Consider the following 13,705-nt stretch of genomic DNA (forward strand, 5'->3'; position numbering starts at 1 on the left):
CCGGTTAGCTGCTGAATGGGGCTGATGGTTGTGTACAGGAGGCCGTGCGTCCCGTTATACAGGGACTTCCCGGGTGCTCTTTTGCATGGCGGATTTGCAGAGCGGACAGGGCTTCGAGACAAGGTGATCCTCGGCTCCGCCCGCCTTCATCCGGGTCCAGCCCGGGCAGGACTTGCCGGAACAGCTCCAGACGGGAACTGTATGCATTCTGGCTGCGGAGGACCCGGACGAATAGCTGCTGCGCACTATAGTGCTTCTGTTTCCGGCGGCCGGTGCAGTTGCCTGAGGCGGTGCCGCAGTGCGGAAGGCGGAGAGCATGAAGCGCGAGACCTCTGCCTTCTTGCCCCGGTGCCTTGCGGGCGAGCTGATGAACAGCTCCTCGCGGGCCCGGGTAACGGCTACATAGGCGAGTCTGCGTTCCTCTTCGAGTGCAGCTATTCCTGCCTCGGCTGCGGCTCTGGCGGCAGCACTGCCGACCACAGTAACGCTTGCCTTCGCCGGCTTGCGGTCCTTCAGCCGGCCCTCCTCCAGTGCGGAGCTATGCGGCAGAATGCCCTCGGAAGCCCCGATAAGGAAGACAACGGGGAACTCCAGTCCTTTGGATTTATGGATAGTCATCAGGGCAATCCGGTTGCCTTGCTCTTTAAGCCCCGGCTGGCGGCTCTGCTCGTTGCGCTCGGTTACATTATCTATGAATTCGAGGAACAGCGGAATCGTGCCGAACCGCTCTGCGGATGCCTCCAGCTCATCGAGCATTTCCTTAAGCGTCTCCCGGTGCAGGGTAGCCTGATGCCGCTCATTGGCTTCTATGAAATAGTCATAGAAAACAGTGCGGATCTGGCGGATGGCCTGCACCGGTGTCAGCCCGCTCAGCCCGCGGATCAGATCCAACCGCTCGCGCAGCTTGGTACCTTTGAAATCCTCCATGCCCGGCATGGACAGGAGGTGAATCAGCGGGCCCTGCTTCGCCTGCACGGCCTCCATGCGGCGGATATGCTCCATCCCTTTTTCCCGGCTCATGTAGAGGGTCGGCAGAATATTCTCCATCGCGGCGAAGTTCCGGCGGTTAACAGACAGGCGCAGATGATCCAGCACAGGGGAGATCAGCCAATGCTCGTAGAGCAGCTGGCCTTCGCCGTAGTCTACATAAGGGATATCGCGCATCAGCAGCAGCTCCAGGATTGCCCGGTTACTGCTGGTGGCGCGGTATAACAGGGCGTAATCGCGGTATTCTCTTGCTCCGCTGCCGATCTCACGCTCGATATGCTCTACAATCTGCTCGGCTTCTTCATCCGCCGTCTGCGGACGCAGATAGCGGGGCGGATTGCCGCTGCTTTTGGCAGCTTGCAGCGTCTTGGCCCGGCGCCGTGAATTGTGGCGGATAATCCCGTTCCCGAGCCCGATAATGGCCGGTCCGGAGCGGTAATTGATATCAAGGGTGATCACCTTGGCATTGGGATACAGCTTCTCGAACTCCAGGATGAACTCGCTGCGCGCCCCGTTGAAGGAATAGATGGTCTGATCATCGTCTCCGACCACCATCAGGTTGTCCTGCGGATGGGCGATCATTTTGACCAGCTCATATTGCAGCGCATTTGTATCCTGGAATTCGTCGACCATTACATATTGGTATTTCTGCTGCAGCTCCAGCAGAAGTGCCGGCTGCTCCCGGAGCATCCGGTAAGCGATCAGCAGCACGTCGTCGAAATCAATTTTGAAATTATCGGTCTTCCACTGCTCGTACAAGGCGAGAATGGCCTTCATTTCCTTCTCCGCTTCCGTCGTTTCCGGCATATCCTCGGGCAAGCCCATATTCATCTTGCAGGAGGAGAGCAGGGTGAGCAGATTCTCTGGAGGATAGGCATCCTTCGGCAGCCCGAGCTGACGCATGATCTGCTTCAGCAGAATGTGCTGGCGCCGGGTTTCATGGAATATATCCTGCCGCAGTCCCTGCCGGCGCAGGAAATAAAGGAAGAACGAGTGGAACGTGCGGGCCTGCAGGCGGGCGGCATCGCCCGCATCCACACCCGGCAGCAGTGCAATCCGCTCGCGCATCTCTGCCGCTGCCTTGCTGGAGAACGTGAGCAGCAGCAGCCGGCCCGGGGCGATGCCGCGCACAGACAGCAAATACCCGGTTCTGCAGATCAGCACCGAGGTTTTGCCGGAGCCTGCTCCCGCCAGCGTCAGCAGCGGCCCGAGATGATGCCGCACCGCTGAGATTTGCGGAGGATTGAGCAGAATGCCGCCTTCCTCCAGCCTGCGGAAGTAAGCCGCGTCGCTGTCTCCGGGCTTCACGGTCTCCCTGCTCGTCCGGGCGGAGGCAACCTTCGCCTGGGGGATTTTCTCGCCGGTAGCGCCCAGCGGTATATTATGAAATAAAAGCTTGTTCATTAGATTCACCTTCGTTTGTTCTATATAAGCTTATGTGCAAGTTATGCTGCGGGTTTACCGGTGGGGGACTTTCAGGCGTAGATTATCACTGCACCAGCTCTAAATCCTGCACGAAATACAACATTTCCCTCTTTAAATCCCGCCTAATCCCAAAATTGTTGTATAAAATGCAGCGTTCCACCTCATTTAAGCGGATAATCCAGACAATTGCTGTATTTCATGCAACAATTCTTTGAATTTCCTGGTATCTATGAATCCAAGTTGCAATATGTACAACATTTTGACCAGTATACAATATACCATTTTGCCCGTTCCCCTGCATGGAAGTCTAGTGAATAAGAGGAGCGGGATAATAGGCAGAACCAGCCCATCAAGGGTTTAAGGGACTGGAACCAAGACATGTGATTCTGGATATTCTTCAGGAGGGTCCGGCAATACCTTTGGGCATTCTGCTAGCGGGGCTGCGAAGTATGGATAGATTAGTTACTTCAGTTTAGCGAGAATGTAATTAGCCTTGCGCTCGAACAGCCGGGGATTGTCTTCCTTAATTTCCTCCAGCAGAAAAGCCAGGCATCTCTTGACCTTCACCGGCATGAGAGCGGCGATCTCTGCGTAATCTTTGCGGTAATTATCGTCATTCAGGATTCTTGTATTCAGCACAATGGCCCAGTTGCGTGCATGCTCCATCATGTCCGGCAGTGACTCGAGCAGCTGGGTCAGGTACATCTCCATTTGAACGCTCTCCACGAAATGGACGAGGCTGAACATGACCTCCTCCTGTTCCGTATCATCATCGAATACCTTGAAGATCTGATGAATCACGGCATCCTCCGTATCACCAGCCAGGCCTTCCAGCGCAAGATCAAATTGCTCACATTCCAGCTCGGTACGCAGCAGCCGGTTCTCATATAGCCGGGCAATCCCCGGGTACAGGTTCATCTGAGATTCCTCCTAATTCACCTTGCAGCTGAAGCTGCCAGGTGTTTATGCCGGGCAGAGTACAGCTTGCGGCGGGTTATGTAAGAATAGTTCACGCCATTTATCTTAAGGTCCAATTTTTGACAGCTGAGATTAATATATTGAACAAAGGAGGAAGTGTCATGCAGACCAATGATCGTACATTTTTGCTGCAGGTAGAGAAAGCCAGACAGAAGTTGTACCAGACGCAGCAGAGATACGGTATTTTGACACATCCCAAAGTAGTTGAACAATCGGTTGCCCTGGATCATTTGCTTAATCAGTATAGCTATCCGCAAAGGATTAGCTGATTGGATAGATTCACAAATAAAAGGTGAGATTTGGAGGGATGTCGTGTTTATTCCCGTTCTGTTGGCTTTGACTACCGCCCAGCGGTTAACTGTCATCATATTTCTCGCATTAAATCTGGGTGCAATATCTGTCTGCTTTCTTCACCGCTCTGGAGCCGGCCGCCGCTGAAGAAGAGCAGCCTTCCTGTGAGGGCTGTTTTTTCTTTGAAATATAAGAATTTATATGTTTCACACGATAATTTATCCTTCTATTTCTCGCTGAAACAGTACCGTCCTTACATAAGGAGTGGCAAAGCCGTTTCCACTTGTGCTATGAAGCCAGAGTTACTGCTTATCCAAAAGATGCCGCAGACCCGCAGCAACACCATGCTCCGAGTTGCTTAGCGTAATGAAATCGGCGGTTTCCTTGAGGATGGGTGCGGCATTCTCCATTGCAATCCGGTAGCCGGCGATCTCGAACATCGGCAGATCATTATAGCTGTCACCCATAACTGCGATTTGCGCTGCCGGGATGCCGTAATGCTCCGCCATCAGCTTCACGCCGTTGCCTTTATTAGCATCTTTATGATTAATTTCAATATTGTTGACATGCGATGCCGTAATAATCAGCCCGGGAATCGCAGCGAACCGTGTAGAGGCTTCCTTCAGCAGTTCACGGTTCAGCGAGAAGGCGAGTGTCTTGTAGATCAGATTCTCCTCTTTGCTCCAGATGTCCTCCATGCTCTCCACATAGGTTACAGCCGCCTGCTGAAACTGCTGGTCGATCATCGCCTTAAGCAGCCAGCCTACCTCTTCGGGAACCTCATCTTCCTTCAGTGCCGACAGCTTCTCCAGCCGTACCCGCTTATCAAGCTCTACATATACGTTATCCTCTGTGTATACCTCATAGTACAATTCAGGAATCTCGTTCATCCAGCGCAGCGCGGGGATGATATCCTCCTTGTTCAGCGGTGTACTCGCGGCCAGCGTTCCGTCAGGCAGTGTGACAACAGCGCCGTTCAGACTCACTACAGGACACTCCAGATCTGCCAGCCGCAGCTGACGCTCCGCATCCATGTAAGAACGTCCGGTGGCTATGATCACGGTATGCCCCAGGCGCTGTGCGTGCAGTATGGCTTCCTTGTTCTCCCTGCTTATCTCACCATCCTCGTTCAGCAGTGTTCCGTCCATATCCAGTGCAATTAGCATGTTGCAGTTCTCCTATTCCATCTATAGTTGTAGGTGCCCCTTCAAGGGCTCTGAATTTCACGCGATAACTTATCTTTCTGTATCTTATCATTATTTCCCTGAAATTTAAAAATCACATTTTCATCCATATATAGTCCGGGGTACGTATATTTAAGCTGCGTTTCTTGCCGGATTTTCAGAAAAGAGTCTTCTCGTGGTACAATTGAATGTAGACCTGCAATCTTGTAACGGGAATGTCTGCTGTTGTCTGCAAAGCAATTTTTTCGGGCAAAAGATGGCTTGGGGTCGTTATGTAAGGGGGATAATAAACACATGAAATCCAGAAATTTAGCTACCATATCTCTTGCCATCATGGCATGCGGTTTCCTGTTCACCTTATTTCTGCCGGAGAACCTGGCTGTTATTCTGCTGAGAGGGGGCTTCGAGGCCGGTCTTGTCGGAGGGATTGCCGACTGGTTTGCAGTGACCGCGTTGTTCCGCCATCCTCTGGGGCTTAGAATTCCGCATACTTCGCTGCTGCTGAAGAACCGGGATAAGCTTATACAGTCTCTAATCTCCGCGATGGAGAATGAACTGCTGAACAAGGAGAGCATTGAGAACAAGCTGCGCAAAATCAACATCATCTCTCTGGGCGCCGGCATGCTGACACGGTTCTTCTCCAGAAAGAAAGCAAGAACGGAAATGCTGGAGCAGATTAAAGAATTCGTACTGCGGCTTCCGGTAGAGCAGGCGGTTCCGTATCTTCAATCTGCAGCAGCAGGCTATCTGCGTGAAGCTGAGCTTGGCGTTGCCGCCGATAAAATCGCTACCAGCCTGATGAATGACGGCAAGGATATTGCCGCTCTTGATTATGCGCTGGAAGGGATCTCCTCCTGGAGCGGGCGTCCGGAAACCCGTGCGATGCTGGGCAAGATCGCCAGCGAGAAGCTGGCTGAGGTGAAGCTTGGCGGGCTGAAGGGGATGGCTTTTCAGGCTTTTGTCGGATTCGTTGATGCCGATATGCTGGGTGAAATGCTGCAGGGCATGGTGCAGTCCACTATCCGTGATTTCAAGGAAGAGGACAGCCCGTACCGTGAGGAGGTCATCCGGGAGATCCGTGTCGCTCTGTTCCAGCTGTTGAGCAATGAGGAGCAGATCTCCTCGCTGAAGGATTGGGCGCTGAATGAGCTGCAAGGGGAGGCTGCTACGGCTTTCGTGCAGCAGCAGCTGGAAGGACTGCGCGTTAAGGCGGTTGCGCTGCTTGAGGAAGACCGGGTACGCGGCGGCCGCAAGCTGTTCTGGCTGTATGCTATGCTGGTCCGGCGGATCGGCAAGGAGCAGGAATGGATTCAGGCTTCCGAGGAGCGGATCCGCGGCACGCTGATCGCCTTCGTGGAATCGAATCATTACCGGATCGGCCAGCTGGTCAAGGAGAACCTTGATCAAATGGATGACGCCTCGCTCGTGAACATGCTGGAGGAGAAGGTGGGCAAGGATCTGCAGTGGATTCGCGTTAATGGAGCTGTGTGCGGTTTTGTTGTAGGGCTGGTGCTTACAGTTATCCAGATGATCTGACAGTAGCATGAGCAAGAACAGGCAGAGGCAGCAAGGCGTTCCCGGACCGTCCGTGAAGACGGAGACTGGCGGAACGTTTGGCTGCCTCTTTCATATGCGCTACAGGAAAGCGGGTCATAAGGAAGACCGGGAAGTTTAGAGCTGGTTTTTACCGTTGCTGATGGTGAAGACCTCCTGTACGGGCAGGACAAAAATTTTGCCGTCGCCGAATGAGCCATGCTCACCGGTTCTTGCTGTGCGCATAATAATGCTGATGACGTCATCCTTCTCATCATCCTGAATTACGATCATCAGAAGCTTCTTGGAAATTTGATTGTAATGGTTGGTTCCGACCTGGATTCCCTTTTGCTTACCGCGTCCGAGCAGGTCCATTTTGCTGATGGAGGGGAAGCCGGCAAGCAGTAATTCAGCCATGACCTCATCCGCTTTCTCCGGCCGTACTATAGCTTTGATCATTAACATAATGATGCACCCTTTCTACAGCGAATATTGTGTTGTAGGGGGTTGCCAATGTCTTGTTGGCTTACTGTGCAGTGCATTCGCTTAATGGCAACGCTTACAATATGAGTATAATATTAACTGCAGCCGTATCCTGCGAGAAGGATCACAAAATTCGTATGACACAATGTCGCATTGCCGGGGAGCGTCAAAGGGGCTGCTGTATCGCATCCCGGAGGAGGTGCACGGACCCGTCTCCTCCGGTTATTGCGGTACCAGCTTCAGGTAGAGATTCTCCAGCAGCTCTACAGTATGCTGCCATTCGAACATCTGCAGCGCATCGCTCCGCCCCTGCATTCCGATCCTTGCCGCGAGCACAGGATTGCGGCCGATCATCAGCATTCGCTTGGCGAAAGGAGCAGGGTCCCGGTATCTCCCCACCAGATATCCGTTATGGCCGGAATCAATAATCTCCCGGATTCCGCCGTTTCGCGAGGCGATCACCGGAAGTCCCGTGGCCATGGCCTCTACATTCACGAGGCCGAAGGATTCATGCCGCTGGGAAGGACAGATGAAGCAGTCTGCGGCCTGATACAGGCTGTGAATATCCTCATGCGGGATATTCCCCAGGAAAGACACGCGCACACCCAGCCGGCGCGCGAGTACCTTAAGCTGCCGGAGATAAGCCGGCTTGCCGTCTCCGGCGATCACTAGCCGGGCGGGCATATGCCTGTTCAGCCGGTGCATGGCCCGGATCAGCACAGGCACTCCCTTGCGCGGGATTACCCGGCCCACGAACAAGACGGTGAAGCCGGGGGCCAGGCCGTACAGCGCGCGCAGTCGTGCCTTCTCCTGCGCCGGCACGGGGACGAAGCGGGACAGGTCCGCTCCCAGCGGAACAACGCGGAGCTTGCCCGGGATACCGGGGAACCGCCGCACGAGCCGCTGCTGCAGGGAGCGGCTGTTAGCCGCGACAGCGTCCGCCAGGGCGAGGCTGCGGGCGATTCTGGATTCCGGAGGCACGAAGGTCAGAGAATGCAGGAACAGCAGCACAGGAGTGCCGGGGTGCCGCCGTTTGACAGCGGCCAGCAGCAGCGGCCGGTTATCGATCTGAATCAGTTCAAAGGCTTCTGCCGCCTCCAGATATCCGAGAACCGAACTGCGGTACCGGGCAGGGGTGCCGGAAGGAAGGCGGATGAACCTGACCTGCTCTATTTCGTCAATGTCCGGGAGTCCAGGCGATCTCCGGCTCACTATAGTTACCTTGTGCCTTCGGGCAAGCCGCCGGGCAATATTCCAGATGCAGATCTCTACAGAGCCATCCCCTGGAACCGGGAACTGTTCGGGTGCAATGATGCAGATACGCATAGTGAATGCCTCCTCCCGCCGCATGATGATGGTCTTCTTTAACTACCATATGCGCCCTTACGGTTGGAAGATACAGGACAGATAGAGGTTCAAGTGCCGATTTGCTTATGGGTAGCGGTAATAATGGCTGCGATCTTCTGCTCCAGCTCAATAATCTTCAGCTTGCCGGCTGCAATTTGCCGGTAGCCGGAGACCATTGAGGATAAGGATTGGCCGGCCAGGACGGAGTTCTGCTTGCGGACCGCAGCTTTGAAATCGCTCCAGTCTGCGGTAAGCCGTTTGTTCAATGCGGAGGCTGCACTCTTCTGGGATTTCATTGAAATTTGCGCGTTATCCATTCCGGCCAGAATCTTGCGGGCAGCGGCAACCCGCTTGGTGCGTGTATCCTTGGCAGCCTTGAGCAGGGCTTCCTTGTCGCGTATCTCCTGTCGGGCCAACTGTACAAGGAGCTTCATAGCCTCGGACTGGGCCTTCAGTACGGAATTCAGCGTCTTGTCCTTCAGCCCTTTGAGCAGGGAAATCCGTTTGTTGAGCGCACTGTATTGATCGAACAGCGGCTGGTAGCGTTCCTTGGCGCTGCTGACAGCTGCGGTAAGCCGGGCTACGGAAGCCTGGTCTATATTCTTGATAGCCTCGCGGACAACAATCAGCGACTCTGCATTCTGATCATGAAGCGCTCTAATCTGTATCTCCCGGCTGTCATATTGGGCTGACAGGAGGGTTAATTCACTGTACTGGCTCTTCAGCCGGACGCGGATAGTACTATCTGCCGCTGCCGCAGTAAGATCAAAAGACGCCTGAATCGATGCGGTTATTACCGTCGGAGATGCAGAAGCAGACCCGGCCAGGGTGGCCAGGGCAATCAGCAGGGAGAGCAGCGTTATGGCAGCGTTCCTGCACAAATTCCTCATTAATATTCCTCCTCTTGTTTCCGTGTCCCGATAATACACGCAAAAAAGCACCCGCAGTAAAGGCCAATAGGCCTCTATTACGGGTGCTTCCAGCGTAATGAGTCACGACTATATAATTACCTTTTAATATAGGGCGCACTTCTGGAAAAGTCAATATTTACAATTTAAATTTTCCGGATTCAATGGGGGCTGCACGTTTCATTCCCTGCTGCTCTTATCGTATACTGTGAGATATAGAAGGACAAGCGAAGACAACAGAGAGTCTGCAGAAGCGCCGGCTCGAGATGAAGGAGGCCTTGTTTAATGGATAACTTGGCAGAGAATAGAACCATTCTGGATCAAGCATTCCTGATGTCTCCAGTGGGGATGGCTGTGCTGTCTTCTGAAGGGGACCGCTGGGTCATGGTTAACCCTGCTTTTTGCACGATGCTTGGCTGCAGTGAACCGGAATTTCTCGCGGGCGCTTTATCCGGGACAGGCCGGGTCCGGCTGGAAGAGCAGCGGGGATTCTCTTTACCCGAAATCATGAAGGAGCTGTCGCAGACCAACGGGCAGCCCCTTGTGAAAGAGCTGCGTTTCCCTGGCAGCGGCGGGAGGAAGCTCTGGCTCTCCCTTACGTTTGTTCCGGCAGAAGCAGGCCGGATGGACCGGAATATTATTGTATATGCACAGGATGTTACGGACCGCAAGATTGCTGACCAGCTGACAGTAGACAGCCGCGATCTGTACAACTTATTTATAAAAGATGATCAGAGCATGATTTCCTTCTCGCTGCCGGACGGGACGTTAAGCTTTATTTCCCCCTCCTCCTTCCCGCAAATTGGATATCTGCCGGAGGAGATGGTTGGAAGAAACCGGGCAGAATTCTATCATCCGGATGATTTTGACGGGATCAGCAGCTCCAACGGCCTGTTGAAGAATGATACTTACAGCCGCCGGCTGCGTCACAAGGAAGGGCATTATTTATGGTTTGAGATGTCTTTTCATGAAATCCGGGACGAGAACGGCGAAATTACGCGAATTATGGGAATCGGGCGTAATGTGACCCGGCGTAAGCAGAGCGAGGAAGCGCTCGCCATCGCCCAGAGGGTAGCCAGAATTGGCTCGTGGGGCTGGGATTTGACCAAGGGAAAGCTGTCATTCTCGGAAGAGGTGCGGCGTATTCTGCAGAATGCTGTCGGGAATGACAATGTGGATTACGAAGCTTTTATGGCTCTGGTTCATCCGGAGGATTTCTCTCTCCTGCAGGCTGCTGTAGAGCGTGCTGTAATCAAGGGCGAGTCCGGGGACACGTCTTACCGGCTGATTCTGCCGAATGGAGATATCCTGGCTGTACACATCCAGTGGGATGTAACCTTCGGACCGGGCGGCCAGCCGGTTCAGCTGATCGGCATGATGCAGGATATTACCGAGCGGATGCAGATGGAGCGGCTGCTGCGGGAGAGCGAACGCAATTACCGCCTGATGTCGGAGAATTCGCTCGATCTGATTTCCCGCCACGCCATCAAGGACAGCATCTTCCTGTACTGCTCACCGGCCAGCCAATCATTACTAGGTTATGAGCCTGAAGAGATGATCGGTACCAGCGCTTATCATTATTTGCATCCGGATGATCTGGAGATGATGAGAGCGATTATGGCTGAAAGCGAAATCTCCGGGTTTATCCGGCCGGTTTCCTACCGCTATCGTCATAAGAACGGCAGCTACATCTGGTTTGAGACGAACAGCCGTTATATTTTTGATGAGCAGGGTCAAGCGGTGGAGATTATTGCCGTCGGCCGGAATATTACAGAACGCAAAGAGTTCGACTCGAAGCTGCAGGAGAGCGAGCAGCGCTACAAATCGTTGTTCGAGTATAATCCTTCCGCGGTATATTCCATGAATCTGCAGGGTGAATATCTCACGGCTAATCCCTATTTGGAGGAGCTTAGCGGGTACTCGCTGGATGAATTGCTGGGTAATTATTTCGGACCGCTCGTGGCGGACAAGGATATCGGGAAGACGATGCATCATTTCACTCTGGCTACCCAAGGCATTCCCCAGAGCTATGACCTTACGCTGATTCATAAGGATGGCCGTCTGGTGGAGATTAACACGATCAATATTCCTATTATTGTGGACAAGCAGGTTGTGGGTGTATATGGAATATCGCGCGACATTACGGACCGTATCCGTTACACCGAGCAGATTGAGAAGCTGGGCAATGACTACACTCTGATCCTGAATGCGGTCTCCGAAGGAATATTCGGTCTGGATACCGAGGGGAAAGTAACCTTTATTAATCCCGCCGGGGCACAGATGCTGGGCTTTGAATATGGAGAGATCACGGGCCATCCTTACCTGGATCACCTTCAACAGACGGCGCTGGACGGCATTCATTACCGGCCGGAGGAATCTCCGCTGATGCGGGCGGTGCGGGCAGGGGAATCTCATCAGAGCAAAGATGCGGTGCTGTGGCGCAAGGACGGCTCCAGCTTTCTGGCCGAATATCAGGTTACCCCTCTGTTTGACAAGGGCGAGCGCAAGGGAGCGGTCGTTGTTTTCCGTGACATTACCGATGAGAAGGAGATTATTAGAGCGAAGGAGCTGGCAGAGAAAGCAGACCAGGCCAAATCGGAATTCCTCGCCATCATGAGCCATGAACTGCGTACGCCGATGAACGGAATTATGGGGATGACAGATCTGCTCATGGAGACGGAGCTTAATGAGGAGCAGCGCGGATATGCTGAGATCATTAGCGACAGCAGCGCGTCCCTGTTATATATTCTTAATGAAATTCTGGATTTCAGCAAAATAGAAGCCGGTAAAATGACGCTTACTCATGAGCCGGTCAGCCTGGAAGGACTGCTTGAAAACGTAACGGAGTTGTTCGCGCCCAAAGCCCGGGAGAAGGGCATTGAACTCTCCTGTCATAAGGCTCCTGATGTGCCGGAGCTGATTATGGGCGATGCCGCCCGCCTGCGCCAGGTGCTGGTGAACCTCGTCAGCAATGCGGTCAAATTCACGGAGGAGGGCCAAGTCTCTATCCGTCTTGGTACGGAATACTGCCGGGACCGCAGGAAGCTGATATTGAAATTCAGTGTGCTGGATACAGGAATCGGAATCCCGCCGGAGAAACAGCCGCTGCTGTTCCAGTCCTTCTCCCAGCTTCATCCGTCAATTAACCGCAAATACGGGGGGACCGGACTGGGCCTCGCGATCTGCAAACGGCTGGTTGAGCTGATGGGCGGAGCGATCACCGTGGAGAGCGTTGAAGGAGAAGGCTCGGATTTCTATTTCACATTGCCTATAGATATTGACATCGATCCTGATGAAGGGTGGGCGGAATCAGCCGATTCTGCTGAATCCAATCAGCATGTATCTGTACCGGTTACCCCGGCAGATCAAGGGGGATCAGCCGGAAGCAGCCTTGCGCCTGAGGCTGACGGCAAGGAACTGCTGCTTCCTGCGCAAGGGGGCCTGCCTGCTGCCAACTTCGGACCTATGCGCATTCTGATCGCGGAGGATCATCCGGTCAATCAGAAGCTGCTGCTGACCATGCTCCGCACAAGAGGATATACTGCTGACCTCGTAGACAACGGCAGCGGGGCACTGCAGGCTGTGCTCCGCAAGCCGTATGATCTTGTATTTATGGATGTGCAAATGCCGGTGATGAGCGGCCTGACGGCAACGGCCAGAATCCGTCAGCAGGCTCCTCCGGATCATCAGCCTTATATCACGGCAGTGACAGCCTATGCCAGGGATGAGGACAGGGAACGCTGCTTCTCGGTCGGTATGGATGACTTTGTCAGCAAGCCGTACCTGACCACAGATATTGAACGCGTATTGCAGCATTGCCGGAATAGGGTATCCCTATGAGCGGACAGCCGTCCAGCCGGCAGTTGAAGGCGGAACCGTATACGCAGTGGGAAACGGGAGTAGCCTCTCCCGCCTCAGCCTGCGGTCCGGCAACTATGGCCGCGCTTATGGAATATTGGCACACGCGTATGGGCAGGCTGTTTATTCCGGGGGCCGGTCATTTTGATTCCAAGGCAGCACATATCAATTACATATACACTCATCATGGCGGAACACCTTGGGGAATGAGTGTGCGCAGCTTCGCCAAAGGTCTCCGGGCCTACATCAGCCATGCTGCTCCGCGCGGGAAGGATAGCTCCAGACTGCTTACGGTTTCCGTATTTAATGATATCGCAAGATACAAAGCCGAGATCGATGCCTTGCGGCCTGTAGCCCTTAAATTTGATAAATGGTTCAGCCTCCGCTGGCGGGGAAGTTATGTCTATGATTATCATTGGGTGCTTGGAATCGGTTATGAGGATAACGCTGATGGCACATGTACGCTGGTTGTCCATGACAATGGGGTACGGCATCCGGGCCGCGGGTATATTCCCGGCCGGGAGCGGCGCATTTCATATCCAGCGAATCAGGCAATCCTTACAATGGTGGCGCTTAACATAGCGGAATCCTCAGAGGCACCTTAACCGCATAAGGAAGGGCTAACCTGCCGGCTGGAGTGCATGACGGGACAGCAGAGAGGTCCGGCCTTCCGGTACTGCATAATACAAACGTTTGCACAAAACGTAAGAC

10 protein-coding genes are annotated in these 13,705 nt (G+C 53.7%); 4 read left to right on the top strand and 6 right to left on the bottom strand.

The window, feature by feature from the left end; all coding sequences use genetic code 11:
* Positions 1 to 54: 54 nt before the first annotated feature.
* On the bottom strand, positions 55 to 2,391 hold the full coding sequence (locus NSU01_RS01785) for a UvrD-helicase domain-containing protein (RefSeq protein WP_042132954.1): 2,337 nt from the start codon (positions 2,389 to 2,391) through the stop codon (positions 55 to 57).
* Positions 2,392 to 2,874: 483 nt separating this feature from the next.
* Positions 2,875 to 3,330, bottom strand: a complete 456-nt coding sequence (locus NSU01_RS01790) for an Imm30 family immunity protein (protein ID WP_042132955.1) — start codon at positions 3,328 to 3,330, stop codon at positions 2,875 to 2,877.
* Between the two features lie 161 nt (positions 3,331 to 3,491).
* Between NSU01_RS01790 and NSU01_RS01795 the strand changes: the two genes are divergently transcribed.
* Complete coding sequence (locus NSU01_RS01795; RefSeq protein ID WP_076243512.1) at positions 3,492 to 3,659, top strand: aspartyl-phosphate phosphatase Spo0E family protein; 168 nt, start codon at positions 3,492 to 3,494, stop codon at positions 3,657 to 3,659.
* A 324-nt stretch (positions 3,660 to 3,983) separates the two neighbouring features.
* Here NSU01_RS01795 and NSU01_RS01800 read toward each other — a convergent pair whose 3' ends face one another.
* Positions 3,984 to 4,847, bottom strand: a complete 864-nt coding sequence (locus tag NSU01_RS01800) for a Cof-type HAD-IIB family hydrolase (protein ID WP_042132957.1) — start codon at positions 4,845 to 4,847, stop codon at positions 3,984 to 3,986.
* 312 nt (positions 4,848 to 5,159) lie between these two features.
* Between NSU01_RS01800 and NSU01_RS01805 the strand changes: the two genes are divergently transcribed.
* Entirely contained in the window at positions 5,160 to 6,401 is a 1,242-nt protein-coding gene (locus tag NSU01_RS01805) for a DUF445 domain-containing protein (RefSeq protein ID WP_076243513.1), read from the top strand.
* Positions 6,402 to 6,536: 135 nt separating this feature from the next.
* Here the strand turns inward: NSU01_RS01805 and NSU01_RS01810 are convergent, their stop codons facing one another.
* The 3 genes from NSU01_RS01810 to NSU01_RS01820 form a co-directional block, all read right to left on the bottom strand.
* Positions 6,537 to 6,863 (bottom strand): P-II family nitrogen regulator, encoded by a 327-nt coding sequence (locus NSU01_RS01810; protein WP_039300108.1) that lies wholly within the window; start codon positions 6,861 to 6,863, stop codon positions 6,537 to 6,539.
* 240 nt (positions 6,864 to 7,103) lie between these two features.
* Positions 7,104 to 8,207, bottom strand: a complete 1,104-nt coding sequence (locus NSU01_RS01815; protein ID WP_076243514.1) for a glycosyltransferase family 4 protein — start codon at positions 8,205 to 8,207, stop codon at positions 7,104 to 7,106.
* An 89-nt stretch (positions 8,208 to 8,296) separates the two neighbouring features.
* Entirely contained in the window at positions 8,297 to 9,118 is an 822-nt protein-coding gene (locus NSU01_RS01820) for a hypothetical protein (protein WP_076243515.1), read from the bottom strand.
* A gap of 303 nt (positions 9,119 to 9,421) precedes the next feature.
* Here NSU01_RS01820 and NSU01_RS01825 point away from each other — a divergent pair, with 303 nt between their 5' ends.
* Together NSU01_RS01825 and NSU01_RS01830 are read left to right on the top strand one after the other, a co-directional pair.
* Positions 9,422 to 12,976 carry a PAS domain-containing hybrid sensor histidine kinase/response regulator gene (locus NSU01_RS01825; RefSeq protein WP_076243516.1) on the top strand — a complete coding sequence of 1,185 codons (3,555 nt, stop codon included), beginning with the start codon at positions 9,422 to 9,424 and terminating at the stop codon, positions 12,974 to 12,976.
* The gene (locus tag NSU01_RS01830; protein WP_076243517.1) at positions 12,973 to 13,599 is read left to right on the top strand and encodes a C39 family peptidase; all 627 of its coding nucleotides are present in this window, start codon (positions 12,973 to 12,975) and stop codon (positions 13,597 to 13,599) included. The genes NSU01_RS01825 and NSU01_RS01830 overlap by 4 nt, the downstream gene beginning before the upstream one ends.
* Positions 13,600 to 13,705 lie beyond the last annotated feature (106 nt).

The sequence above is a fragment of the Paenibacillus sp. FSL H8-0259 genome, assembly GCF_037963255.1.
In the GTDB taxonomy this organism is placed as follows: Bacteria; Bacillota; Bacilli; order Paenibacillales; family Paenibacillaceae; genus Paenibacillus_AQ; species Paenibacillus_AQ phytohabitans.

Coding starts and splice junctions, on each gene's coding strand:
- NSU01_RS01820 (WP_076243515.1), bottom strand. CDS start 9,118: ATGAGGAATTTGTGCAGGAACGCTGCCATAACGCTGCTCTCCCTGCTG.
- NSU01_RS01825 (WP_076243516.1), top strand. CDS start 9,422: ATGGATAACTTGGCAGAGAATAGAACCATTCTGGATCAAGCATTCCTG.
- NSU01_RS01815 (WP_076243514.1), bottom strand. CDS start 8,207: ATGCGTATCTGCATCATTGCACCCGAACAGTTCCCGGTTCCAGGGGAT.
- NSU01_RS01785 (WP_042132954.1), bottom strand. CDS start 2,391: ATGAACAAGCTTTTATTTCATAATATACCGCTGGGCGCTACCGGCGAG.
- NSU01_RS01795 (WP_076243512.1), top strand. CDS start 3,492: ATGCAGACCAATGATCGTACATTTTTGCTGCAGGTAGAGAAAGCCAGA.
- NSU01_RS01805 (WP_076243513.1), top strand. CDS start 5,160: ATGAAATCCAGAAATTTAGCTACCATATCTCTTGCCATCATGGCATGC.
- NSU01_RS01790 (WP_042132955.1), bottom strand. CDS start 3,330: ATGAACCTGTACCCGGGGATTGCCCGGCTATATGAGAACCGGCTGCTG.
- NSU01_RS01810 (WP_039300108.1), bottom strand. CDS start 6,863: ATGTTAATGATCAAAGCTATAGTACGGCCGGAGAAAGCGGATGAGGTC.
- NSU01_RS01800 (WP_042132957.1), bottom strand. CDS start 4,847: ATGCTAATTGCACTGGATATGGACGGAACACTGCTGAACGAGGATGGT.
- NSU01_RS01830 (WP_076243517.1), top strand. CDS start 12,973: ATGAGCGGACAGCCGTCCAGCCGGCAGTTGAAGGCGGAACCGTATACG.